Source organism: Mycolicibacterium austroafricanum, assembly GCF_000612725.1.
Taxonomy (GTDB): Bacteria; Actinomycetota; Actinomycetes; order Mycobacteriales; family Mycobacteriaceae; genus Mycobacterium; species Mycobacterium austroafricanum.
This window is the reverse complement of record NZ_HG964450.1, coordinates 803,599-824,914: the sequence shown is the minus strand read 5'-3', so window position 1 is coordinate 824,914 and position 21,316 is coordinate 803,599. Positions and strand designations below refer to the sequence as shown.

The following is a 21,316-nucleotide window of genomic DNA, read 5'->3' as shown; positions in this document are numbered from 1 at the left end:
ATATAAATAGACATTCGCTTCTATACGTCTATTTAATTCGGAGAGATACATGGGTAGTCGGTGGACGGTGCTGATCGGCACCGGCTTCGTCGCAGCGACGATGTCGGGCATGGTGGTGCTGGGTGTGCCGACCGCGTTCGCCGCGCCGGGTGAGTCGGAAACCACGTCCGCGACCGAGTCGGACACCACGTCCGATGCCGCCCGTGCGGAAACCAGCGTCCCCGACACCGAGCATGAGGACGAGCAGTCGGCACCCGAAGAAGACATCGACGCCGACGACCCACCGCCCGAGGTCGATCTCGAAGCCGAGGACCCCGAGGACCCCGACCGAAAGCGCCATGCCGACAGCATGATCGGCGCTGACGGCGACGTGGCCGACGATCCCGCAGTCGGTGAGGACCCGGCCGGCGACGAGGAGGTGGTCGGCGACGAGGAGGTGGTGGGCGACGAGGAGGTGGTGGGCGACGGGGACATCGCCGAACCCGCCGAACCCGACGATCCCGCCGTCATCGTCGAGTCCGATGGCGCGATCACCCCGGCCACCGTCACGGTCACCGAAGAGTCCCGAACCGACAGGGACAGCCCGCAGCGATCACTGGCCGAGACCGAGTCGGTTCCGGTGGGCGCCACCGCGGAAACGACCCCCTCCCGGGCGCCGTCTCTGCTCAACGTCGTGGGTTCGGTCGTCCTCAACGTGCTGGTGGGCTTCATCCAACTGATCGACGGTCCGCCGGTACTGCCCGCGAACAGCGGCGTGACGGTACGGACGTCGACGCTGAACCTGCCGATCGGCAGCGGCCGGTCCGTGCAAGCCGACTGGTACTTTCCCGAGACTGTCGACGAGTCCACCCGGTTGGTGTATTTCCAGCACGGCTTCCTGGCCAGCGGACCGATGTACAGCTACACCGCGGCGCGGCTGGCCGAACGGACCAACGCCATCGTGGTGGCGCCGTCGCTGACGTCGAACTTCTTCGCCCCCGACGCCGCATGGGTGGGCGGGTCCACCATGCACCGAGCCGTTGCCGACCTGTTCGTCGGCGACCGCGCCGCACTGGCCGAAAGCGCCGGTGCCGCAGCCGGTCACATGATCACGCTGCCTGACAAGTTCGTGTTGGTCGGCCACTCCGCGGGCGGCACGCTGGTCACCAGCGCAGCCGGTTTCATGGTCGACAACGGCGCGATCGAGGACCTTGCCGGTGTGGTGATGCTCGACGGGGTGGAGCCTGCCGGGTCACGGTTGGTCGGTGACGCGCTGGCCAAGCTGCGTGGCGCGCACGACCGGCCGATCTACCTGATCTCCTCGGAACGGTACTTCTGGAGCCGCGGCGGTGATATGGCCGACAAGTTGCAGCTGGCCCGCCCGGATCGCTTCAGCGGTGTCGGGCTCAAGGGCGGCCTGCACATCGACCACATGGAGGGCGGCAACCCGATCGTGCAGTTCGGCGAGTACCTCGTCGGTGGGTTCTCCCTGCCCAGGAACATCGACGCCGCGGCCGACATCACGGACGGCTGGGTCAATGACCTGTTCGCCGGCACCACCAGCGACGGGATCTACGGTGCGCCCGGGCAGCACATTCCGGTGGTGACCCCGTCCGGCACCGCCACCGCGGTCGTGCTGCCCCTGGGTGTGCCCGCACGTCCGGTGTGGCCGCCGCTGCTCGACGCAATCCTGACCGCCATCTTCGACTTCGGCGGCCGCTACCTCTTCGTGTACGAGCCGCTGCGCGGCTACGAGACGGCGGCGAACCCGGCCACCAGCCAACAGGTGGTGCTGGTGGGTGCTAGCCGCCATTAACTGAAGTCTCTGCTGTCGGGTGGAATTTCTGGAGTAGTCCGGACATTTCACTCTGTGTCGCCGCACGGGGCGGCCACGACCGAGGAGACCCGTCATGTCCGAGCGCCGTTCCACCGCCCCTGCCGCCTCCGATACGTCCGTCCGCCGCGCTCTCGTGATGGCCGGGGTCGGTGGTGTGCTCGCCGCCGGGCTCATCGGCCCCGGCGCGGCCAGCGCTCAAGCCGCGGAATCGTGTCCGGACGTGCAGGTGGTGTTCGCCCGCGGTACGGCGGAACCCGCCGGCCTCGGCCGGGTGGGACAGGCCTTCGTCGACGACCTGCAGAACGAGCTGGGCGGCCGCACCGTGTCCGCGTACGCGGTGAATTACCCTGCGTCCTACGACTTCCTGCAGTCCGCTCCGGTGGGCGCGGACGATGCCAGCGCACGGATCCAGGCGACCGTCGCCACGTGCCCCGCCACCAGCATCGTGATCGGCGGCTACTCGCAGGGCGCCGCTGCGGTCGATCTCATCACCGCAGATCCCAACGCCACCTTCGGATTCGGCCGGCCGCTGCCGCCCGCGGTCGCCGACCATGTGGCGGCCGTGGCGGTGTTCGGGAACCCGTCGACCAAGATCGGACGTCCGCTGACCGCGGTGAGCCCGCTGTACGGCGCGAAGGCGATCGACCTCTGCAACGGCGCGGACCCGGTGTGCTCCAGCGGCGATGACCGGCCCGCCCACAGCCAGTACGTGCAGGCCGGGCTCGCGCAGCAGGCGGCCGACTTCGTCGCGGGCAGGGTGGCCGGGCACAGCCCCTCCGACGTGGTGATCAACGCCTCGGCGAGATGACGTCCACTGCCCGCGCCAGGCGCGGGTACAGGATCGCCGGTCCCAGCCAGCGAGCGACGAAGCGACGCAATGCGACGCCATCGCGTGGTGGCTCCCCGGGGTCGACGAGAAGCGAGTGCATGGTGCGCAGGCTCAGCTCCGCGAGCTCGTCGAGCGCCGTCTCGTCGAAACCGTGCTGCTTCCAATCGATGTCGAATCGCTGCAGGATCGACCTTGCGAACGTCATCGCGGTCTCTGACGTCAGCGATGTCGTCACGTTGCCCCGGCGCCGTGAGGTGAGCAGGTTCTCGAACTGGTGATCACCGGCCAGCCGCTCCACCGAGTAGGACACGCTCTCGACCATGGCCGCCACCGGATCGGTCAGACCGCGCACGTGCGCGGCGAGTTGGTCGATGAAGCCGTCGGCCGCTCGCATCGCACAGGCAACCACGATGGCCTCCGGCCCGGGGAAGTAGCGGTACACCGTCTGGCGGGTCACCCCCAACGCGCGGGCCACATCGGTGAGGCGCATCGCCGCTCCGTGCTCGGCGACGATGTCGTCGGCGGCGTCGAGGATCCGGTTGATCGCCTCCTCGTCGGAGGCCGGCCACCGGCCGGACCATCCGCGGCTACGCATCGAACTCGAGCTCGAGGACGGTTGGCCCCGTCATGCCGAGCATCGGTTTCCATGGGGCAGAGCCGCTTCGGCGTGGATTCGACAGGCGGCCCGCGAGGATGCGGAGCGCCTCGGCCAGCTCCCGTCGGGCCAGGTTGGCGCCCAGGCAGTAGTGCACGCCGCCGCCGAACGTCAGGATGGCCGGTGCCTGATCGCGCGTGAGGTCCAACCGGTCGGCCTCGGCATACACGGCCGGGTCCCGGTTGGCTGCGAAAGTGTTCACGAACACGAAAGTGCCTGCCGGAAAGAGGTATCCGTCGAACTCGACGTCGTAGAGCACGATCCGCGGTGCGCCGCACACCACAGGGGAGTGCCGCATCGTCTCCTCAACCGCGCGCATCGCGAGCTCGGGACGGTCTGCCAGCAGCGCCCACTGGTCGGGTCGCTCGCTGAGCGCCTGCACGGACGCCGCCAGTTGGTTTCGGGTGGTGTCGGTGCCCGCCATCAGAAGGCTGGCGGCCAGCATCTGCAGCTCCGACGTGCTCAGCCGGTCGCCGTCATCCTCGGCCCGGATCAGGTCGGAGAGCAGATCGTCGGTGAGGTGCCTGCGGCGGTGGGCGACCATCCGGTCGACGTAGTCGTCCAACTCGTTCCACGCCCGCATGACATCGTCCTGGACCGTGGCGACGTCGGTGCTGAAGCTGAAGGCCCGGAAGACGTCTTCGGTCCAGTCCGAGAACAACCGCCAGTCCTCGCGCGGCGCGCCGAGAAGCGCACAGATGATCGGGATCGGATACGGGCGGGCGATGTCGGCGACGACGTCGCAGCGGCGGGCGCCGGCGATGTTGTCGACCAGTTCGTCGACCACCGCGACGATGGTGTCGTGCAGACGCTCGGTGGCACGGGGGGTGAACGCCTTGGACACCAGCTTCCGCAGTCGCTGGTGCTCGCTGCCTTCCAAGCACAGCAGGGTGGACATCACCTTGTCGAACAGGGGGCCGGATGTGATGCCCTGGGCCGCGAGGTTGATGCCCGGCGGAATCGTGAAGCGAGTGTCGCGCAGTACAGCGCGGGCCATCTCGTAGGACAGCACCTCGGGGCCCATCGGGCCGATGGCGATCGGGGCTGTCCGCTGGGCGTCATGCAGGTCCGGCCACACCTCGGCGGGGGTCGAGAACACGTCGTAGGTCAATGTGGGCAGGCCTGCGTCGAACACGTTTGCCACCGTGGGGCTGACGACCATCGTCGCCTCGCTTCCGGGCCGACTGGATTTACGAATCAACAACAATGTATGACCATCAGGCGGAAACAGGCAGGCGAATGCATGATCCCGCGCTGAATCCCTTACATAGTCGCCCGATATGTATGTCCACCTACGCTTTGCGTAGCCGTTTGCGTTCATAGAGATCGCGGTCGGCGGCCGCGAACAGGGTGTCGAGCGCACGGTGCCCGGGTGGTCCCGCCGCGACACCGTAGGTGACGGGCACGGGCAGTCCGCTCGTCAGCTGGTCGGCAAGCGCCCGGGCCTGCGTCTCGTCGAATCCGCCCACGATCAGCACGAACTCGTCGCCACCGATCCTGCCCATGACGCTGGATCGCGGGATCTCCGCGACCCAGCGGCCGGCGAGGTCGGTCAGCAGGCGATCACCGGCGGCGTGCCCACGCTGGTCGTTGACGCGTTTGAAGTCATCGACGTCGAACACCAGCACGGCGATCTCCTGGCTGCGGCGGCGTGCCTGTCTGACCAGTCGGCCGACTCGACGGCTGACCCCGGCGCGGTTCCACACCAATGTGAGCGGATCGCGGAACGCCGCGTCGAGCAGTGCGGCGTTGCCCAGCCCGAACACCTCGGCCGCTCCCAGCACGCTCACCGCGTAGAAGGCCAGCCACACCACCGGGATGGGAGCGGGCGCCACCAGCAGTGCGATCACCGCCGCGGCGGCGATACCCGCCACCACCACCCGCGCCGTCGTCGCGCTGTGCCAGGTGCGGATGAAGATGGCCACGAACATCAGCGGCACCACCGACCAGATCTGGGCGGCAATCAGTTCGTGGAACAGGACGCTCAGGATAGGGGCCGCGCTGATGCAGAAGAGCGCCACCACGTACCGCCACCCGGCCAGCGGCGCGCGCAGCGACACCAGAAGGCCCGCAACGGTCAGCGCCACGGCGACGATCTCGCCGCGGGCATCCGAGCGGGGGCTGTCGAGGACCAGTGCCTGGACAACTGCCAACGCGTACACGGCCGACAGCAGGCCGAGGTTGATGAGGAGCATCTTCCGCCGCAGGCGCTCGTCCAGATGCCGACCCGGGGGATCGGCGTCGGAGCGGGCGGTCAGCACCACGAGAGCAGCCTAGGCGACGACGACGCGACCCGGTGCACCGTTTCGCATCAGTATCGCTGATGAAACCAGCGCATTGATTAGGATCGCTGATGTGGTGGACCAGCTCGACACCGGGCAACTGGCGGCGCTGTCGGCAGTCGTCGAATTCGGCAGTTTCGACGCCGCGGCCGAGCGCCTGCACGTCACACCGTCGGCGATCAGTCAACGCATCAAGGCCCTTGAACAACGCGTCGGCCAGGTGCTGGTGCTGCGGGAAAAACCCTGTGTGGCAACACCGGCGGGTGTACCGCTGCTGCGGTTGGCGGCGCAGACGGCCCTGCTGCAGGCCGAGGCGCTCGCCGAGATGCGCGGCGGCAGCGCCGAACTGCCCCGAATCGCGATGGCCGTCAACGCCGATTCGATGGCGACGTGGTTCACCGAGGTGTTCGCCCGGTTGCCTCACGTGCTGTTCGACATCCGGATCGAAGACCAGGACCATTCGGCGCAGCTGCTGCGTGAGGGCGTGGTGATGGGGGCCGTCACCACCGAACGCGCACCGGTGGCCGGTTGCCGGGTGCAACCGCTCGGAGTCATGCGGTATGTGCCGGTGGCCACCGAGGCCTACGTGCAGCGTCACCTCCCCGACGGATTCACCCGCGAGGCGGCGGAACGGGTACCGTCGCTGGCTTGGAATCGCGCCGATGCGCTGCAGGATCAACTGGTGCGCAAGGTGTTTCGCAGGTCGGTGGCACGTCCGGTCCATTACGTCCCGACGGCGGCCGGGTTCGGCGCGGCCGTGCACGCCGGGCTGGGGTGGGGCATGTACCCCATCCAGCTGCTGGACGCGTCGTTCGTGCCGATCACCGACCAGCATCTCGACGTGCCCCTGTACTGGCAGTGCTGGAAGCTCGACAGCGACACCGTCAGGCAGGTCACCGCAGCGGTCGACTCGGCCGCGTCGGGGCTGCTTCGCGACCGGTGAGCGCGGACAGGGACAATCGCTGACATGGTCGCCGCGGTCAAGGTCCGGATTCTCGGCGTCGGCATGGGCCCGCAGCACGTCACGCCGGAGGTCGCCGGCGCCCTGCGCACGGTCGACTACGTGCTGGCCGCCGAGAAGGCCGACGACGACCGGCTGCTCGCGCTGCGTCGCGCGATCGTGCGCGCCCACGGCGGCGCCGAGCTCGTCGCACTGCCCGACCCGCCCCGTGACCGCTCCGAGCGACTGAGCGCCGGCGGCTATGAGTCCGCCGTCTCCGACTGGCATGACGCCCGCGCGGCCCAGTACGCCGGCGTCCTGAAGGAGCGCGGGGGCACTGCCGCGTTCCTGGTGTGGGGGGACCCCTCGCTGTACGACTCGACGATCCGGGTCGTGGAGAAGGTGCGTGCCCTCCTGGAACCTCACGTCGCGCTGGACTTCGACGTACTGCCCGGGATCAGTGCGCCGCAGCTGCTGGCCGCGCGGCACCGCATCGTGCTGCATGAGGTCGGCAAACCCGTGCACGTCACCACCGGCCGGCGGCTGCAGGAAGCGGTCGCGGCGGGCATGGACAACATCGTCGCGATGCTCAACCCGCCGCCCGAGCGGCTGGATTTCACCGGCCTCGACGACTGGACGATCTGGTGGGGCGCCAACCTCGGCGCCCCGGGAGAGCGACTGGTCACCGGGCGGCTGCGCGACGTGCTTCCCGCCGTCGCCGACGCCCGTGCCGCGGCCGACGCGTACGACGGCTGGGTGATGGATGTCTTTCTGATCCGGAGAGACCGATGACGGGCCTGCTGATCGCAGGTACCACCAGCGACGCCGGCAAGACCGCGGTGACCACGGGGCTGTGCCGGGCCCTGGCGCGCCGCGGGCTGAAGGTGGCCCCGTACAAGGCGCAGAACATGTCCAACAACTCGATGGTCTGCGCGGGGGACGACGGCGGAGTCGAGATCGGGCGGGCGCAGTGGGTGCAGGCGCTGGCCGCGCGTGCCACCCCGGAAGCCGCGATGAACCCGGTGCTGCTCAAACCGGGCAGCGACCGCCGCAGCCACGTGGTGCTGATGGGCCGGCCGTGGGGGCACGTGTCCTCGTCGGATTGGCTGGAGGGCCGGCGCGCGCTGGCCGCCGCGGCGCACGCCGCCTACGACGACCTGGCCGGCCGCTACGACGTCATCGTCGCCGAGGGGGCCGGTAGCCCCACCGAGATCAACTTGCGTGCAGGCGATTACGTCAACCTCGGGCTGGCCCGCCACGCGGGACTGCCGACCGTGGTGGTCGGTGACATCGACCGCGGCGGAGTGTTCGCGGCGTTCTTCGGCACGGTCGCACTGCTCTCACCCGAAGACCAGGCGTTGATCGCGGGCTTCGTGGTGAACAAGTTCCGCGGCGACCCGGCCCTGTTGGCGCCCGGGCTACGTGACCTTGAGCGCCTCACGGGCCGGCGGGTCTACGGCACCCTGCCATGGCACCCCGACCTCTGGCTCGACTCCGAGGACGCCCTGGAACTGCAGGGCCGCAGGTCCGCCCGGCCGGGCGCGCGCCGGGTCGCGGTAGTGCGGCTGCCGCGGATCAGCAACTTCACCGACGTCGACGCGTTCGGTCTGGAACCCGACCTCGACGTCGTATTCGCCTCGCACCCAAGCGCTCTGGCCGACGCCGACCTGGTGGTGCTGCCGGGGACGCGCTCCACCATCGCCGATCTGGCCTGGCTGCGGTCACGCGGGCTGGACCGGGCGGTGCTGGCCCACGCCGCGGCGGGCAGACCGGTGCTCGGCATCTGCGGCGGCTTCCAGATGCTGGGCCGTGTGATCCGCGACCCGCACGGCGTCGAGGGCGGCGCCGCCGAGGCCGACGGGCTGGGACTGCTGGACGTCGAGACGGATTTCGTTGCCGACAAGGCACTTCGGCTTCCCGAGGGGCAGTGGGAGGGCACCTCCGCGTCGGGTTACGAGATCCACCACGGACGGATCACCCCGGGCCCCGGCGGCGACGAGTTCCCCGGCGGCGTCCGGTGCGGCCCGGTGTTCGGCACGATGTGGCACGGCGCGTTCGAGGGTGACGCGCTGCGCGCGCGCTTCCTGACCGAAACCCTCGGAGTGCCGGCATCCGGCGCCTCGTTCCCGAAGGCTCGCGAAGACCGAATCGACCTCCTCGGGGATCTCGTCGAGGAACACCTCGACGTCGACGCGCTGCTGCTCCTCGCCGAACATGCTCCGCCGCAAGGCCTTCCGTTCCTGCCGCCCGGATCGCCGTGATGCGAATCATGCTGCTGGGCGGCACCTCCGAGGCGCGGGCGTTGGCCGAACTGCTGACCGCGGAGAGCGTCGAGGTCACCACCTCGCTGGCGGGGCGGGTCAACGACCCCCGCCTGCCGGTCGGCGAGGTCCGCATCGGCGGCTTCGGCGGCGTAGATGGGCTGCGCGCCGCACTGTCGGGCTACGACGCCGTCGTCGACGCCACCCATCCGTTCGCCAGGAACATCTCGGCCAACGCCGCCGCAGCGGCGGGGGACACACCGCTGCTGCGCCTGGAGCGTCCCGGCTGGGCGGACCGCAGCCGGGACTCCTGGCACTGGGTGGACACCCACGAGGAGGCGGCCGCCGCCGCGGCGCAGCTTGGCCGCCGCCCGTTCCTGACCGTCGGACGCCAGGAGATCGCACGGTTCATCCCCGACCTGCGCGACCGCGCCGTGCTGGCCCGGGTGGTGCAGGCCCCCGACGTGGCCCTGCCTCCGACCTGGCGACTGCTGACCAGCCGCGGCCCGTACGAACTGCCCGGCGAACTGCACCTGATGCGCGAACACCGCGCCGACGTACTCATCACCAAAGACTCAGGGGGACAACACACCTGGCCGAAGATGGAGGCCGCTGCGCAGCTCGACGTGCCCGTCGTCGTCGTGCGGCGCCCGGCCCGTGCCGCAGGGGTGCCCACCGTCCACGACGCCACCGAGGCCGTGGCCTGGGTCCGGAACCTCCCCGGGGCGTCGAGATGATGATCCTGGTCACCGGTGGCGTCCGCTCCGGGAAATCCCGCCACGCAGAAGCACTTCTGAGCGACGCGCGACAGGTCACCTATCTGGCGCCCGGGCGTCCCGCCGACGGCAGCGATCCGGACTGGGACGCGCGTGTCGCCGGCCACCGCACACGCAGGCCCGCGCACTGGCAGACCGTCGAGACCGCCGACGTCGCCGCCGCGGTCCGCGACGCCGACGGCGCGGTCCTCGTCGACTGTCTGGGCACCTGGCTGACGGCCGTGCTGGACCGGAACAATCTGTGGGACAAGGGCTCCCGGGAGGTGCACGACGCCGTGGACGCTCGTCTCACCGCGCTGTGCGCCGCGCTGACCGCACGCCGCGAGGCGGTCGTCGTCGTGACCAACGAGGTGGGGCTCGGGGTGGTGCCCTCGCACCGGTCCGGCGTGCTGTTCCGTGATCTGCTCGGTACCGCCAATCAGCGGGTCGCGGCGGTCTGCGACGAAGTGCATCTGGTGATCGCCGGCCGGGTGCTCAAGATCTGACGGGCGCGATCAGTCGAGGCAGAACTCGTTGCCCTCCGGATCGGCCATCACGATGTGGCCACCCTGAAGCAGGGAGATCGGTTCGTGGCGTTCGAGGCGGGTCGCACCCAGCGCGACCAGCCGCGTGCACTCCCGTTCCAGTGCGGCCATCCGCTCGGCACCGTCGTGGCCCTCGGCCGCGCGTACGTCGAGGTGAACCCGGTTCTTGGCGGTCTTGCCCTCCGGCACGCGCTGGAAGAACACCCCCGGCCTCCGCCCGTCCGGGTCGATCAGCGCCGAGGCGTCGTTCCATCGCTCGGGCGGCACCTGCATCGCGGCAAGGGCGTCCTCCCAGGTGTCGAATTCGGCAGGCGGGGGCTGCAGGACATAGCCGAGGACATGCGCCCAGAAACCGGCGAGGGCGCCGGGGTCGCCGCAGTCGAACGTCACCTGGATATCGCGAACTGTCATGGCGCCCATTCAACGCGCCTGATAGCACTCCTGGTGCAGCACGGTCTCCAGGGAGGATCGGGCCCGCCAGCCGAAGCGTTCCAGATCGGGGACGTCGGGCAGCTCGGCCACCGGTCCGACGCACAACCAGGCGACCGGCCGCACGTGGTCGGGCATCCCGACCAGGGAGCGGAGGAACTCCTCGCGGTAGAACGACACCCAGCCGACCCCGAGTCCCTCGACCGTCGCTGCCAGCCAGAGGTTTTGGATCGCGCACACCACCGAGTAGAGGCCGGCGTCGGGAACGGCGTGCCGGCCCAGCACCTGCGGGCCGGCCCGGGTGGGGTCGTAGCCGACGACGATGCCGAGGCCGGATTCGCAGATGCCCTCGATCTTGATGCGCCCGAAGGTTTCGGCGCGTTCCCCGGACAGCTCGCCCGCGAACGTTTCCCGTTCAGCGGCCACGTGGTCCCGGAAGGTCGTCAGGGTCTGCGGTGAGCGCACCAGGATGAAATCCCACGGCTGGGACATGCCGACCGACGGCGCCGCGTGCGCGGCGAGCAACACCCGCTGCAGCACGTCGCCGGCGACCGGCTCCCCGGTGAACTCGCGGCGGGTGTCACGGCGGCGGTTGATGACGTCGTACAGCGCCGCCGCGCAGTCGTCGCTCACGAGCTGCGCCCCGACCGGTCGCGCGCCGGGTCGTACAGGTAGCTCTCCCCGGCGTCCGGGTCGGGTCGGCCCGCCAGCGCGCGGCCGACCAGGATCACCGCGGCCTGCCGCAGTCCGGCCTCCTGCACCGCGTCGGCGATGTCGGCGACCGTGCCGCGCAGCACCAATTCCTGGGGCTGGGAGGCCCGGTACACCACGACCACCGGACAATCCGCGCCGTACTCCGGTTCGATCTCGGCCATCAACTCCCGGATCCGGGTGATGGCCAGGTGCAATACCAGCGTCGCGCGGGTGGCGGCAAAAGCCTTGAGCGACTCGGTATCCGGCATCACCGTCGAACGCTGCCGGGTGCGGGTGAGCACCACCGACTGGGCGACCAGCGGGACGGTGAGCTCCCGGCCGACGCGCGCCGCGGCCGCCGCGTAGGCGGGCACCCCCGGCGTCACCTCCCAGGGCACCCGGACCGCGTCGAGCCTGCGCGTCTGCTCGGAGAGCGCCGAATACACCGACGGATCGCCCGAGACCAGCCGCACCACCCGAAGGCCGGCGCGGTGGCCGTCGACGAGCCGGGCCACGATCGTGTCCAGGTCCAGGTTCTCGGTGTCAACCAGGTCGGCGTCGGGTGAACAGTGGGCGAGCACCGCGGCATCCAGGTAGGTGCCGGGGTACAGCACCAGTTCGGCGTCGGCGAGGAACCGGGCCGCACGCACGGTCAGCAGATCCGCGGCGCCGGGCCCGGCGCCGACGAAGTGCACCGCACGATCATTCATCGCCCCGGAGTCTAGATACGGGCGCCGCCGACGTCTCAGGCGGTGGTCAGCGCCGGAGGCCGGGCCGCGGCCGGATCCGGGTTGGCGATCGGCAGTCCCATGAAGCGGCGGGCGTTGTCACCCATGAAGTCGTACGTGCGGCGCACGTCCATGCCCTCGGCGTACTTCCAGAAGCCCTTCGGCTCGGCCAGGCCCTCCGGATGTGGATAGTCCGAGCCGAACATCACCTTGTCCCAGCCGACGGTATTGACGACGTCGGAGACACAGCCCTCCCAGAACGGGCTGACCCAGATGTTGCGGCGGAACACGTCCAGCGGATGCTCACCGAAGTTCTGCGGCATCTTCTTGGCCAGTTCGTCGAAGTCGTTGAACAGCGGGAAGATCCACGAGCTGCCGTTCTCGACGGAGGCGATGCGCAGCTTCGGGAACCGGGTCAGGGTGCCGTGGCAGATCAGGCTGGTGATCATGTCGGCGATCTCGCGGTGCCCGAGCACCATCCAGCGGAATGCGCTCATCGCCATGAAGTTCTGGGTGTGCGGAGGCTCCCACTTGCCGACGTAGTCGTCCAGTGGCGGGTAGCTGGCGTGCAGCACGATCGGCAGCCCGGCGGCCTCGACGTCGCGCCAGAACGGGTCGAATTCGGGCAGCGCGGGCGAGCGCCAGCCGCGCAGCCCGTTCACCGGCCCCGGCTTGATCAGCGCCACCTTCGCGCCGTGGGTCAGGACGTAGTCCAGTTCGCGCTGGGCGCCGTCGACCTCGGAGAGGTTGATGATGGGCGTGGAGAACACCCGGCCCTGGTAGTCGAAACCCCAGTGCTCGAGCATCCACTGGTTCAGTGCGTGGATCACCGCCAGCGTCAACTCGGGATCGTCGGCGGTGGCGTGCTCGATGAGGCTGGCCAGGGTCGGGTAGTTGAGCGCCTCGCGCACCCCCTGGCGGTCGAGCTCGGCGACCCGGTCGGCCGGATTGCGGGTCGCGGCAGGCGCCTCGATCGCCGGGCCCTGCATCTCCCGCAGCGTCAGGCCCTCGGTGTTCTCACCCGCGAAGAACTTCTCGTGCGCACCCGGTGCGGCGACCCGCTCGAAGGTCGGGTTGGGGATGAAGTCGGAGACCCGGTTGTTGATGACGATGCGGGTGTGCCTGCCGAAGTTCGCGAACTGCACGGCCCGGGAGTACCGCTGGGGGAGGTGCTTCGTCAGCGCCTCCGGGGTCTCGTACATGTGCTGGTCGGCGTCGAAGATCGGCGCATCCCGGAACTGCTCGGCGGATTCTGTCATCGGTTACCTCCGGGATTCACTGCTGGCCGCTGCTTCCAGACAATCGTACTGTAAAGGCAACGGTATGGGCGAGTGGCTACTCCGGGAGGCCCGTCTCGAGGATGTCGAGCGCCTGCAGGAACGCCTCGCCGTCCAACGGTGCGTCGTCGGAGGCGGCCATGAACACGCCGATGATCGCCCCGGCCGTCACGCGCACCTGGTCGTCCTCGGGCCGGTCCAGCCGCTCCGCGATCGCCGTCGTGAGCACCCGGATGGCCTTGACGTGCTCGTTCCACAGCGCGCCCTTGGCTTCGGGAAGGGCGTACAGAAGCCGCTGACGGGCGATCACGTAGTCGAAGTCGGGCCCGGCCATGGCGGCGAACACCTGCGCGGCGGCATGGCGGTAGGCGGCCACCGGGGACAATTCCGCGGGCGCGGCCAGGAAGGCCTCGATGATCGGTGTGAGCAGGTCGTCGGAGAACAGCACCGACTCCTTGGTCGGGAAGTAGCGGAAGAACGTCCTCGGCGAGACGTCGGCGGCCTCGGCGATCTGGTCGACGGTGGTCTGTGCGTATCCGTTGAGCTCGAAGAGCCGGAAGGCCTCCCGGCGCACGGTCTCGCGGGTGCGCGTCTTCTTGCGCTCCCGCAGACTGGGCTGCTCGCCGGTGGTCATCCCTCGATTGTGTCAGCAATGCCGGAGCGCGCCGCGGGCCCACCGCGGGGCGGGGCCGTGGTTCCCCGCACGACCAGCGTCGGTTCCAGCACGACGTCCATGGCGTGCGGCGGTCCTTCGACAAGCATCTGCACCGCGAGTTGCACCGCGTGGCGGGCGATCTCGGCGGCGTCCTGATGGATGGTCGACAGGTCGATGCGAGGGTTCTCCGACAGTCGGGTGTCGTCGTATCCCATCAGCGACACCTGCGCGGGCACGTCCACCCCGGCGCGGGTGAACACGTCGAGAATGCCCAGCGCGCAGCGGTCGTTGCCGGCCAGCACCGCCGTCGGCAGCGTGGGCGCGGCCAGCATGGCGCGTGCGGCCGCGGCGCCGGCGTCCTCGTTGTGGGCACCCGGAATCACCACGATCTCCTCGGCCAGCCCGTGGGCGCGCATGGCCGCCTTGTAGGCGCGGGACCGGTCGGCCGAGCCGGGGTCCCAGCCGCCGTCGACGTGGTGGATCCTGCGGTGCCCGAGCCCGACCAGGTAGTCGACGGCCTGCCGGATGCCCTTGGCGTCGTTGGTCCGCACCGTGGCCAGCGGTGTCTGCTGATTCAGTCCGGTCAGTCGCCGGCAGGCCACCACCACCGGGGCCCGTTGGGCGAGCTTCTCGAGGAAGCTCTGGTCGCCCGTGGGCCCGAGCAGGATCAGCGCGCCACACCGGTGGCTGAGCAGTGAGTCCACCACGGTGGCTTCGGTGCGGTCGGGCAGGTTCGCCGACAGCAACACCTCGTAGCCGAGCCGTTCGGCGGCCGGATAGATGTGCGTGACGAGCTCGGCCTGGAACAGCTGCCGCACATCGGTCATCACGCCGAGCGTGCGACTGCGCCCCTGAGCCAGCAGCCGGGCCGCTGAGTCGGGTCGGTAACCGATCTCGTCGGCCATCGCCAGCACGCGCCGACGCGTCTCGTCGCTGGCGCCGGGCTTGCCGTCGAGGATGAATGACACCAGGGTGCGCGACACCCCGGCACGTTCGGCGACGTCGGCCATCGTCGGGCGACGCCGGCGCGGTGTGCTCACTGGCGAGATCCCTTCGATACGTGACGGTTGACACATTCGTGGAGCCGATTCATAGTAGACCTCACGCGCGTTACTAACGCGCGTTAGATTCCGAAATGAGGTGCCCGGTGTCCGTTCCGTCCCCGTGTCGTGGATGTTCGTGCACCGCACGGTGCCCGACCAAGGGCAGCACCCTCGAAGAACTCGAAGAACGTCTCGAATCCGAAGGCGTCTCGACGTCACTGATCGAAAGGACCGCAGTATGAGCACCATCCGCGTCGGCTCCGCCCCGGATTCCTGGGGTGTGTGGTTCCCCGATGACCCGCAACAGACGCCCTACTCCCGCTTCCTCGACGAGGTCGCCGAATCCGGTTACGAGTGGATCGAACTCGGCCCCTACGGTTACCTGCCCACCGACCCGGCGAAGCTCTCCGACGAGCTGGCCGCCCGCGGGCTGAAGCTCTCGGCGGGGACGGTGTTCGAACACCTGCACCAATCCGGATCCCGTGGGGATGACGCGTGGAACTCGGTCTGGAGGCAGATCGAGGACGTCGCCAAGCTGACCGCCGCGGTCGGGGGCACGCACGTCGTCGTCATCCCGGAGATGTGGCGCGACCCGGCCACCGGGGAGGTGCTCGAAGACCGCAACCTCACCGCCGAGCAGTGGGCGAAGAAGACCGCCGGCATGAACGACCTCGGCAAGGCCATGTTCGAAACCTACGGTGTGCGTGCGCAATACCATCCGCACGCCGACTCGCACGTCGACACCGAGGAGAACGTCTACCGGTTCCTCGACGGCACTGACGGCCGGTACGTGAACCTGTGCCTGGACACCGGTCACATCTCCTACTGCGGCGGCGACAACATCGCCATCGTCCGGCGGGCACCCGAACGCATCGGATACCTGCACCTCAAACAGGTCGATCCGGAGGTCCGCACCAAGGTCGAGGCCGAGGACCTGCCGTTCGGTGAGGCGGTGAAGCTCGGCGCGATGACCGAGCCTCCCCGCGGAATCCCGGACATGCCATCACTGCTCGCCGAGATCGAAAAGCTCGGCATCGAGGTCTTCGCGATCGTCGAGCAGGACATGTACCCCTGTGAGCCGGACGCCCCCCTGCCCATCGCCAAGCGCACCCGCAGCTACCTCGGGTCGTGCGGCATCCCTTCCGTCACCTTCAAGTAGGAGCCGTTCCCCATGTCTGAAATCGGTGTCGCCGTCCTCGGGGTCGGCCTGATGGGCGCAGACCATGTCGCGCGCATCGCATCCCGCATCTCCGGTGCCCGCGTTGCCGTCGTCAACGACCAGGTCACCGAGAAGGCCGAGCGGCTCGCCGCGACCATCACGGGCTGCCGTGCCATCGCCGACCCGCTGGATGCGATCGCCGACCGGGACGTCGACGCCGTGGTGCTCGCGACGCCGGGACCCACGCACGAGAAGCAGCTGCTGGCATGCCTGGAACACCGCAAGCCGGTGCTGTGCGAGAAGCCGCTGACCACCGACGTCGAGACCTCGCTCGAGGTGGTGCGTCGGGAAGCGGAGCTGGGCGTCCGGCTGATCCAGGTCGGCTTCATGCGTCGGTTCGACGACGAGTACCGCGCGCTCAAGGCGCTGATCGACGGCGGTGAGCTGGGAAACCCACTGGTGCTGCACTGCGTACACCGCAACCCTGTGGTGCCCGGCCACTTCGATTCGGCCATGACGGTGCGGGATTCGCTGGTCCACGAGGTCGACGTCACACGCTTCCTGTTCGACGAGGAGATCGTCTCGATCCAGATCGTCAAGCCCACACCGAATTCACTTGCCCGCGAGGGACTGTGCGATCCCCAGATCGCGATCTTGCGTACCGCGAGTGGCCGCCACGTCGATGTCGAGCTGTTCGTCACCACCGGTGTCGCGTATGAGGTGCGTACCGAACTGGTCGCCGAAAAGGGCAGCGTCATCATCGGTCTGGACGTCGGCCTGGTCCGCAAGAGCGCACCCGGCACGTGGGGCGGCACCATCACCCCGAGCTTCAAGGAGCGGTTCGGTCAGGCCTACGACACCGAGATCCAGCGGTGGGTCGACGCGGTCCGATCCGGCGGCACGACGGGGATCTACACAGATGGCCCCACCGCGTGGGACGGCTACGCCGCCACCGCGGTGTGCGAGGCGGGCGTGCAGGCCCTGCAGTCCGGTCAACCCGTCGCGGTCAGCATGGTCGACCGCGTCTCGATCCCTGGAGCCTGACGTCATGAAGATCGCACTCGATCCGACGCCGTTCCACCACGACTACGACCTGCTCGAATTCCCGGCGCTGGTCGCGGAATTGGGTTACGAGTACCTGCAGTTGACTCCGCACCGCGATTTCATCCCGTTCTTCAACCATCCGCGAGCCGACGACACCCTGGTAGCCAGGTTCCGCAAGGCGTGCGCATCTGCAGGCGTCGGCATCGCGTCGGTGCTGCCGGTGCTGCGCTGGTCGGGTCCGGACGAGGACGCCCGGGAGGCGGCGGTGCGCAATTGGAAACGCGTCGTGCAGATCGCCGTCGACCTCGGGGTCAACGTGATCAACACCGAGTTCTCCGGACGCCCGGAAAAGGCCGAGGAATCCGAGCGGGCATTCTTCCGGTCGATGGAGGAACTGGTGCCGATCTTCGAGCGCGAGGGCATCGATGTACGGATCGATCCGCACCCCGACGATTTCGTCGAGGACGGCATGGAGGCGGTGCGCATCATCCGCGGGGTGAACTCGCCGAACATCGGAATGGTGTACGTCGCGTGCCACACCTTCCATATGGGCGGCGGGATGGCCGAGATCATCGCCGCGGCAGGCGAGAAGCTGCGGCTGGTGCATGTCGCCGACACGATGGACCACCACCGCTCACACGGGCTGCGCTACATCACCAACCCTCCGGGCAACCCGGTGCGGGTGCACCAGCACCTCAAGATCGGTGACGGTGACGTCGACTGGGACGAATTTTTCGGCGGCCTGGGCAAGCTCGGCTTCTACGACCGCGACGACACCGTGATGGTCTCCTCGGTCTTCGCCGAGGACGAGCACGCCCATGACGTCTCGCGCTACCAGCTCAAGACCATGACCGAGTACGTCGACAAGTACCGCTGACCACCCGCCGAAATTGTCCGCCACGCCGGCAGAAGGCCCGAAAACACCGCATGGAGCGCAATTTCGGCGGTCACCCAACTTGGGCGGAACATCGGCAGCGCCCGTACGATGACACGTGTTGACAGCCGCCGTAGACCCAATGCCGCACAGCGGCGTCACCAGCTGTGTGACGCCGCCATCACGCTGCTCGCCGAAGACGGTCCGCGCGGCCTGAGTCACCTCAAGGTCGATCGCCGCGCCGGTGTGCCCGACGGCACGACGTCGTTCTACTACCGGACCAGGGTGGCGCTGCTGCAGGGCGTCGCCGACCATCTGGCCCGCTACGACGCCGAAGCGTTTGCCCAGGCGTTCGACGACGTTCCCGACGGCGCCGGCGACGATCTTCTGCCCATGCTCGCCGAGCAGGTTCTGCTCGTCCGAGACGAACCGCACCTGTCGCGGACCCGCGCCCGGCTGGAGCTGACCATGCTGGCCAAGGGCGACGCCGGCATCGCGGCGGGATTCCAGCAGGTGTCCGAGAGCTATCGTGCGTTGACCGAACGGCTCGTGACGGCGATGCAGAACGGCCTCACCGCGCCCCTGGACCGGTCACTGCTGGACGAACAGGTGTCGGTGGTGTTGACCTACCTCAGCGGGCTGGTCTTCGCCTTCGCCAACGGGTCGACCGAGCCGATGACCAGCCGCGACATCCAACGGCAGATCCGAGCGGTGGTCATCGGCGTGGCAGCCGAGCGCCTGTCGCAGACGAGCTAGCCGGTGTGCTTCAGATCGACACGCGCCAGAGCGCTGACGGCGAGTTCGTCGAGGGACAGGTCGAGCACCCGTGCCAGTGCGGCGATGGTCGCGAACGCCGGGGTGGCCAGCCGACCGGTCTCGATCTTGCGCAGCGTCTCGGGGGAAATGGCCGCCGCCTGAGCCACATCGGTCAGCGTGCGCTCGCCCCTGGCCCGCCGGAGCTGTTCGCCGAGGCGCTTGCCTGCGGCGAGCTGTTCTGCGGTCAGCGGGAGACGCACCATGCGGGCAGCGTACCCCGCTCCGGTATGAAAATACCGAACCTTCGGCTAGCCTGGTATTTCTATACCGGTTTCGGGCGGCAGAGGAAGGACGGCTCGTGCTGGAGCTGAAGACACCACAGGAAATCGCGGCGATGGACGTCACCGGCACGTTCATCGCCGAGCTGCTCGACGATCTCGCCGGCCGTGCCCGCCCGGGCGTGAACCTCCTCGACCTGGAACTGCGCGCCCGCACACTGCTCGCCGAGCGCGGTGCGCAGTCGTGCTACTGGGACTACGCGCCGTCGTTCGGCCGCGGACCTTTTCGCAATGTCATCTGCCTGTCCGTCAACGACGCAGTGCTGCACGGACTTCCGCACGACTATGTACTCGCCGACGGTGACCTGCTGAGCATGGACATCGCGGTGTCGATCGACGGATGGGTCGCCGATTCCGCGCGCAGCATCATTGTCGGCACCCCGCGCGCCGAGGATCGGCGCCTGATCGCGGCCACCGAGGAAGCACTGGCGGCAGGCATCGCCGCGGCGCTGCCGGGAAACCGCCTCGGCGACATCTCGGCGGCGATCGGTGCCGTGGCGGCCGACTACGGCTATCCGGTCAACACCGAGTTCGGCGGTCACGGGCTCGGAAGGACCATGCACGAAGACCCGCACGTCTCCAACGTCGGGCGTGCCGGGCGGGGGCTCAAGCTGCGCCAGGGGCTCACGCTCGCGCTGGAACCGTGGTTCGCCGCGGGCACCGACAAGATCGTCTACGACCCGGACGGGTGGACGATCCGCTCCGCCGACGGATCCCGCACCGCCCACAGCGAGCACACCATCGCGATCACCGACGGTCCGGCGCTGGTGCTCACGCGCCGCGAGCGCGTCACCGCCGCCCCGCGGTAGAGCCGCTCTCACACCCCGATCAGCGATTCCAGCGGGGTCCGCGCGAAGTACACGGCGAAACCCGCCGCCACCACCCACAACAGTGGGCTGACCTCGCGGACCTTGCCCGCTGCGGTGCGCATCACCACCCAGGTGATGAAGCCGACGCCGATGCCGTTGGCGATCGAGTAGCTGAACGGCATCACCGCGACGGTCAACACGACCGGCAGCGCCACCGAGAACTCGGACAGGTCGATGTGGCGCAGATGCGACACCATCATCGCGCCCACCACCACCAGGGCGGCGGCCGCCACCTCCGTCGGCACGATCGAGGCCAACGGGGCGACGAACATCGCAGCCAGGAACAGCAACCCGGTCACCACGTTGGCCAGGCCGGTGCGGGCGCCCTCCTCGATGCCGGCACCGGACTCGATGAACACGGTGTTCGACGACGAGGACGTCGCGCCGCCGACCACCGCGCCGGCACCTTCGACCACCAGTGCGGACCGCAGCCGTGGGAACGTGCCGTTGGCGTCCGACAACCCGGCTTCCCGCGACAACCCCGTCATCGTGCCCATCGCGTCGAAGAAGTTCGCGAAAACCAGTGTGAAGACCAGCATTACGGCGGCGAGGACCCCGATGCGGCCGAAGCTGTCGAGGCTGAACGCCCCGACCAGGGACAGGTCGGGAAGGGAGAACGGCGATCCCGACAGCGTGGGCACCGACAGGCTCCAACCGCCGGGCTTCTCGGTGGCCGATCCGAGATGCCAGATGGCCTCCACCACCACTGCGATCACGGTGCCGATCACGAGCCCGATCAGGATTCCGCCACGCACCCGCTTGGCCACCAGCACCCCGGTGAGCAGCAGCGTGAACACGAAGATCACGGTCGGGACGGTGCTGATGGAGCCCTGCCCGCCGCCGCCGAGGCCCACGGGCGGGGACGGCACGCCCGTGGAGGAGATGAAGCCGGCGTCGACCAGGCCGATGAACAGGATGAACAGCCCGATGCCCGCGGTGATCGCGAGCTTGAGCTGCATCGGCACCGCGTCGAACACCAACCGGCGCAGACCTGTCACGGCCAACAGCACGATGATCAGGCCGTTGATGACCACCAGGCCCATCGCCTCGGGCCACGTCAGCGAGCCGACCACCGTGGTGGCGAGAAACGAGTTGATACCGAGGCCGGCGGCCAGCGCGAACGGCAACCGGGCGACCACGCCGAACAGGATCGTCATCACGCCGGCGGCCAGCGAGGTCATCGCCGACACCTGCGCGAAGTCGAGCTTGTTGCCGTCGACGTCCGCCGAACCCGACAGGATGATCGGGTTCAGCACGATGATGTAGGCCATCGCGATGAACGTGACCACGCCACCACGGATTTCGGTGGCCACGCTCGACTGGCGGGCCGTGATCTCGAAGAAGCGGTCCACTGGATTCACGGGCGGT

23 protein-coding genes are annotated in these 21,316 nt (G+C 69.0%); 12 read left to right on the top strand and 11 right to left on the bottom strand.

Annotated features, from left to right (window positions below; translation table 11 throughout):
* The first annotated feature begins 49 nt into the window (after nucleotides 1-49).
* Nucleotides 50-1,795 carry an alpha/beta hydrolase family protein gene (locus BN976_RS04050; RefSeq protein ID WP_036368144.1) on the top strand — a complete coding sequence of 582 codons (1,746 nt, stop codon included), beginning with the start codon at nucleotides 50-52 and terminating at the stop codon, nucleotides 1,793-1,795.
* Between the two features lie 94 nt (nucleotides 1,796-1,889).
* On the top strand, nucleotides 1,890-2,624 hold the full coding sequence (locus BN976_RS04045) for a cutinase family protein (RefSeq protein WP_051558272.1): 735 nt from the start codon (nucleotides 1,890-1,892) through the stop codon (nucleotides 2,622-2,624).
* Here BN976_RS04045 and BN976_RS04040 read toward each other — a convergent pair.
* From BN976_RS04040 to BN976_RS04030, 3 genes are all read right to left on the bottom strand, one after another.
* Entirely contained in the window at nucleotides 2,605-3,240 is a 636-nt protein-coding gene (locus tag BN976_RS04040; RefSeq protein ID WP_011777693.1) for a TetR/AcrR family transcriptional regulator, read from the bottom strand. The genes BN976_RS04045 and BN976_RS04040 overlap by 20 nt on opposite strands.
* Nucleotides 3,233-4,462, bottom strand: coding sequence for a cytochrome P450 (locus tag BN976_RS04035; protein ID WP_036368138.1), 1,230 nt, complete (start codon nucleotides 4,460-4,462; stop codon nucleotides 3,233-3,235). The genes BN976_RS04040 and BN976_RS04035 overlap by 8 nt, the downstream gene beginning before the upstream one ends.
* Before the next feature lie 130 nt (nucleotides 4,463-4,592).
* Entirely contained in the window at nucleotides 4,593-5,564 is a 972-nt protein-coding gene (locus BN976_RS04030; RefSeq protein ID WP_011777695.1) for a GGDEF domain-containing protein, read from the bottom strand.
* Nucleotides 5,565-5,655: 91 nt separating this feature from the next.
* On the opposite strand from BN976_RS04030, the gene BN976_RS04025 reads away from it, so the two are divergent.
* Genes BN976_RS04025 through cobU form a run of 5 tightly spaced genes read left to right on the top strand, consistent with a single transcriptional unit; the run spans nucleotide 5,656 to nucleotide 10,044 of the window.
* Complete coding sequence (locus tag BN976_RS04025) at nucleotides 5,656-6,525, top strand: LysR family transcriptional regulator ArgP (protein ID WP_036368135.1); 870 nt, start codon at nucleotides 5,656-5,658, stop codon at nucleotides 6,523-6,525.
* A gap of 24 nt (nucleotides 6,526-6,549) precedes the next feature.
* Nucleotides 6,550-7,314 (top strand): precorrin-6A synthase (deacetylating), encoded by a 765-nt coding sequence (cobF, locus tag BN976_RS04020; RefSeq protein WP_036368132.1) that lies wholly within the window; start codon nucleotides 6,550-6,552, stop codon nucleotides 7,312-7,314.
* Nucleotides 7,311-8,783: a cobyric acid synthase gene (locus BN976_RS04015; protein WP_036368129.1), complete on the top strand. Its 1,473-nt coding sequence runs from the start codon at nucleotides 7,311-7,313 to the stop codon at nucleotides 8,781-8,783. Before cobF ends, BN976_RS04015 begins: the two co-directional genes overlap by 4 nt.
* A complete protein-coding gene (locus BN976_RS04010) occupies nucleotides 8,783-9,520 on the top strand; it encodes a cobalt-precorrin-6A reductase (RefSeq protein WP_011777699.1) in 738 nt (245 codons plus the stop codon). The genes BN976_RS04015 and BN976_RS04010 overlap by 1 nt, the downstream gene beginning before the upstream one ends.
* On the top strand, nucleotides 9,517-10,044 hold the full coding sequence (gene cobU / locus BN976_RS04005) for a bifunctional adenosylcobinamide kinase/adenosylcobinamide-phosphate guanylyltransferase (RefSeq protein WP_011777700.1): 528 nt from the start codon (nucleotides 9,517-9,519) through the stop codon (nucleotides 10,042-10,044). The genes BN976_RS04010 and cobU overlap by 4 nt, the downstream gene beginning before the upstream one ends.
* Nucleotides 10,045-10,053: 9 nt before the next feature.
* Here cobU and BN976_RS04000 read toward each other — a convergent pair whose 3' ends face one another.
* The 6 genes from BN976_RS04000 to BN976_RS03975 all read right to left on the bottom strand — a co-directional run bounded on the left by BN976_RS04000 (nucleotide 10,054) and on the right by BN976_RS03975 (nucleotide 14,875).
* Nucleotides 10,054-10,503 (bottom strand): VOC family protein, encoded by a 450-nt coding sequence (locus BN976_RS04000; RefSeq protein WP_084182189.1) that lies wholly within the window; start codon nucleotides 10,501-10,503, stop codon nucleotides 10,054-10,056.
* Entirely contained in the window at nucleotides 10,504-11,145 is a 642-nt protein-coding gene (gene bluB, locus BN976_RS03995) for a 5,6-dimethylbenzimidazole synthase (RefSeq protein ID WP_036368124.1), read from the bottom strand. It lies immediately after the preceding gene.
* A complete protein-coding gene (locus BN976_RS03990; protein ID WP_036368122.1) occupies nucleotides 11,142-11,915 on the bottom strand; it encodes a cobalt-precorrin-4/precorrin-4 C(11)-methyltransferase in 774 nt (257 codons plus the stop codon). Before BN976_RS03990 ends, bluB begins: the two co-directional genes overlap by 4 nt.
* Nucleotides 11,916-11,950: 35 nt before the next feature.
* The gene (locus tag BN976_RS03985; RefSeq protein WP_011777704.1) at nucleotides 11,951-13,192 is read right to left on the bottom strand and encodes an amidohydrolase family protein; all 1,242 of its coding nucleotides are present in this window, start codon (nucleotides 13,190-13,192) and stop codon (nucleotides 11,951-11,953) included.
* A 76-nt stretch (nucleotides 13,193-13,268) separates the two neighbouring features.
* On the bottom strand, nucleotides 13,269-13,844 hold the full coding sequence (locus BN976_RS03980; RefSeq protein WP_011777705.1) for a TetR family transcriptional regulator: 576 nt from the start codon (nucleotides 13,842-13,844) through the stop codon (nucleotides 13,269-13,271).
* On the bottom strand, nucleotides 13,841-14,875 hold the full coding sequence (locus tag BN976_RS03975) for a LacI family DNA-binding transcriptional regulator (RefSeq protein ID WP_235621992.1): 1,035 nt from the start codon (nucleotides 14,873-14,875) through the stop codon (nucleotides 13,841-13,843). The genes BN976_RS03980 and BN976_RS03975 overlap by 4 nt, the downstream gene beginning before the upstream one ends.
* A 271-nt stretch (nucleotides 14,876-15,146) precedes the next feature.
* On the opposite strand from BN976_RS03975, the gene BN976_RS03970 reads away from it, so the two are divergent.
* From BN976_RS03970 to BN976_RS03955, 4 genes are all read left to right on the top strand, one after another.
* On the top strand, nucleotides 15,147-16,067 hold the full coding sequence (locus BN976_RS03970; RefSeq protein ID WP_036368117.1) for a sugar phosphate isomerase/epimerase family protein: 921 nt from the start codon (nucleotides 15,147-15,149) through the stop codon (nucleotides 16,065-16,067).
* A 12-nt stretch (nucleotides 16,068-16,079) separates the two neighbouring features.
* Nucleotides 16,080-17,111, top strand: coding sequence for a Gfo/Idh/MocA family protein (locus tag BN976_RS03965; protein WP_036368114.1), 1,032 nt, complete (start codon nucleotides 16,080-16,082; stop codon nucleotides 17,109-17,111).
* Between the two features lie 4 nt (nucleotides 17,112-17,115).
* On the top strand, nucleotides 17,116-17,988 hold the full coding sequence (locus BN976_RS03960) for a sugar phosphate isomerase/epimerase family protein (protein WP_011777709.1): 873 nt from the start codon (nucleotides 17,116-17,118) through the stop codon (nucleotides 17,986-17,988).
* 108 nt (nucleotides 17,989-18,096) lie between these two features.
* Entirely contained in the window at nucleotides 18,097-18,741 is a 645-nt protein-coding gene (locus BN976_RS03955) for a TetR/AcrR family transcriptional regulator (protein ID WP_234935410.1), read from the top strand.
* Here BN976_RS03955 and BN976_RS03950 read toward each other — a convergent pair.
* Nucleotides 18,738-19,004, bottom strand: coding sequence for a helix-turn-helix domain-containing protein (locus BN976_RS03950; protein WP_011777711.1), 267 nt, complete (start codon nucleotides 19,002-19,004; stop codon nucleotides 18,738-18,740). The genes BN976_RS03955 and BN976_RS03950 overlap by 4 nt on opposite strands.
* A 95-nt stretch (nucleotides 19,005-19,099) precedes the next feature.
* Between BN976_RS03950 and map the strand changes: the two genes are divergently transcribed.
* Nucleotides 19,100-19,888, top strand: a complete 789-nt coding sequence (gene map / locus BN976_RS03945) for a type I methionyl aminopeptidase (protein WP_011777712.1) — start codon at nucleotides 19,100-19,102, stop codon at nucleotides 19,886-19,888.
* Between the two features lie 8 nt (nucleotides 19,889-19,896).
* On the opposite strand, the gene BN976_RS03940 is transcribed toward map, so the two are convergent.
* The gene (locus BN976_RS03940; protein ID WP_036368110.1) at nucleotides 19,897-21,309 is read right to left on the bottom strand and encodes an NCS2 family permease; all 1,413 of its coding nucleotides are present in this window, start codon (nucleotides 21,307-21,309) and stop codon (nucleotides 19,897-19,899) included.
* Between the last annotated feature and the right edge of the window lie 7 nt (nucleotides 21,310-21,316).

Excerpts from the sequence above, each read along its gene's own strand:
- BN976_RS04050 (WP_036368144.1), top strand. The coding sequence starts at position 50 with ATGGGTAGTCGGTGGACGGTGCTGATCGGCACCGGCTTCGTCGCAGCG.
- BN976_RS04045 (WP_051558272.1), top strand. The coding sequence starts at position 1,890 with ATGTCCGAGCGCCGTTCCACCGCCCCTGCCGCCTCCGATACGTCCGTC.
- BN976_RS04040 (WP_011777693.1), bottom strand. The coding sequence starts at position 3,240 with ATGCGTAGCCGCGGATGGTCCGGCCGGTGGCCGGCCTCCGACGAGGAG.
- BN976_RS04035 (WP_036368138.1), bottom strand. The coding sequence starts at position 4,462 with ATGGTCGTCAGCCCCACGGTGGCAAACGTGTTCGACGCAGGCCTGCCC.
- cobF (WP_036368132.1), top strand. The coding sequence starts at position 6,550 with ATGGTCGCCGCGGTCAAGGTCCGGATTCTCGGCGTCGGCATGGGCCCG.
- BN976_RS04015 (WP_036368129.1), top strand. The coding sequence starts at position 7,311 with ATGACGGGCCTGCTGATCGCAGGTACCACCAGCGACGCCGGCAAGACC.
- BN976_RS04010 (WP_011777699.1), top strand. The coding sequence starts at position 8,783 with ATGCGAATCATGCTGCTGGGCGGCACCTCCGAGGCGCGGGCGTTGGCC.
- cobU (WP_011777700.1), top strand. The coding sequence starts at position 9,517 with ATGATGATCCTGGTCACCGGTGGCGTCCGCTCCGGGAAATCCCGCCAC.
- BN976_RS04000 (WP_084182189.1), bottom strand. The coding sequence starts at position 10,503 with ATGGGCGCCATGACAGTTCGCGATATCCAGGTGACGTTCGACTGCGGC.
- BN976_RS03990 (WP_036368122.1), bottom strand. The coding sequence starts at position 11,915 with ATGAATGATCGTGCGGTGCACTTCGTCGGCGCCGGGCCCGGCGCCGCG.
- BN976_RS03985 (WP_011777704.1), bottom strand. The coding sequence starts at position 13,192 with ATGACAGAATCCGCCGAGCAGTTCCGGGATGCGCCGATCTTCGACGCC.
- BN976_RS03980 (WP_011777705.1), bottom strand. The coding sequence starts at position 13,844 with ATGACCACCGGCGAGCAGCCCAGTCTGCGGGAGCGCAAGAAGACGCGC.
- BN976_RS03975 (WP_235621992.1), bottom strand. The coding sequence starts at position 14,875 with ATGGCCGACGTCGCCGAACGTGCCGGGGTGTCGCGCACCCTGGTGTCA.
- BN976_RS03970 (WP_036368117.1), top strand. The coding sequence starts at position 15,147 with ATGAGCACCATCCGCGTCGGCTCCGCCCCGGATTCCTGGGGTGTGTGG.
- BN976_RS03965 (WP_036368114.1), top strand. The coding sequence starts at position 16,080 with ATGTCTGAAATCGGTGTCGCCGTCCTCGGGGTCGGCCTGATGGGCGCA.
- BN976_RS03960 (WP_011777709.1), top strand. The coding sequence starts at position 17,116 with ATGAAGATCGCACTCGATCCGACGCCGTTCCACCACGACTACGACCTG.
- BN976_RS03955 (WP_234935410.1), top strand. The coding sequence starts at position 18,097 with ATGACACGTGTTGACAGCCGCCGTAGACCCAATGCCGCACAGCGGCGT.
- BN976_RS03950 (WP_011777711.1), bottom strand. The coding sequence starts at position 19,004 with ATGGTGCGTCTCCCGCTGACCGCAGAACAGCTCGCCGCAGGCAAGCGC.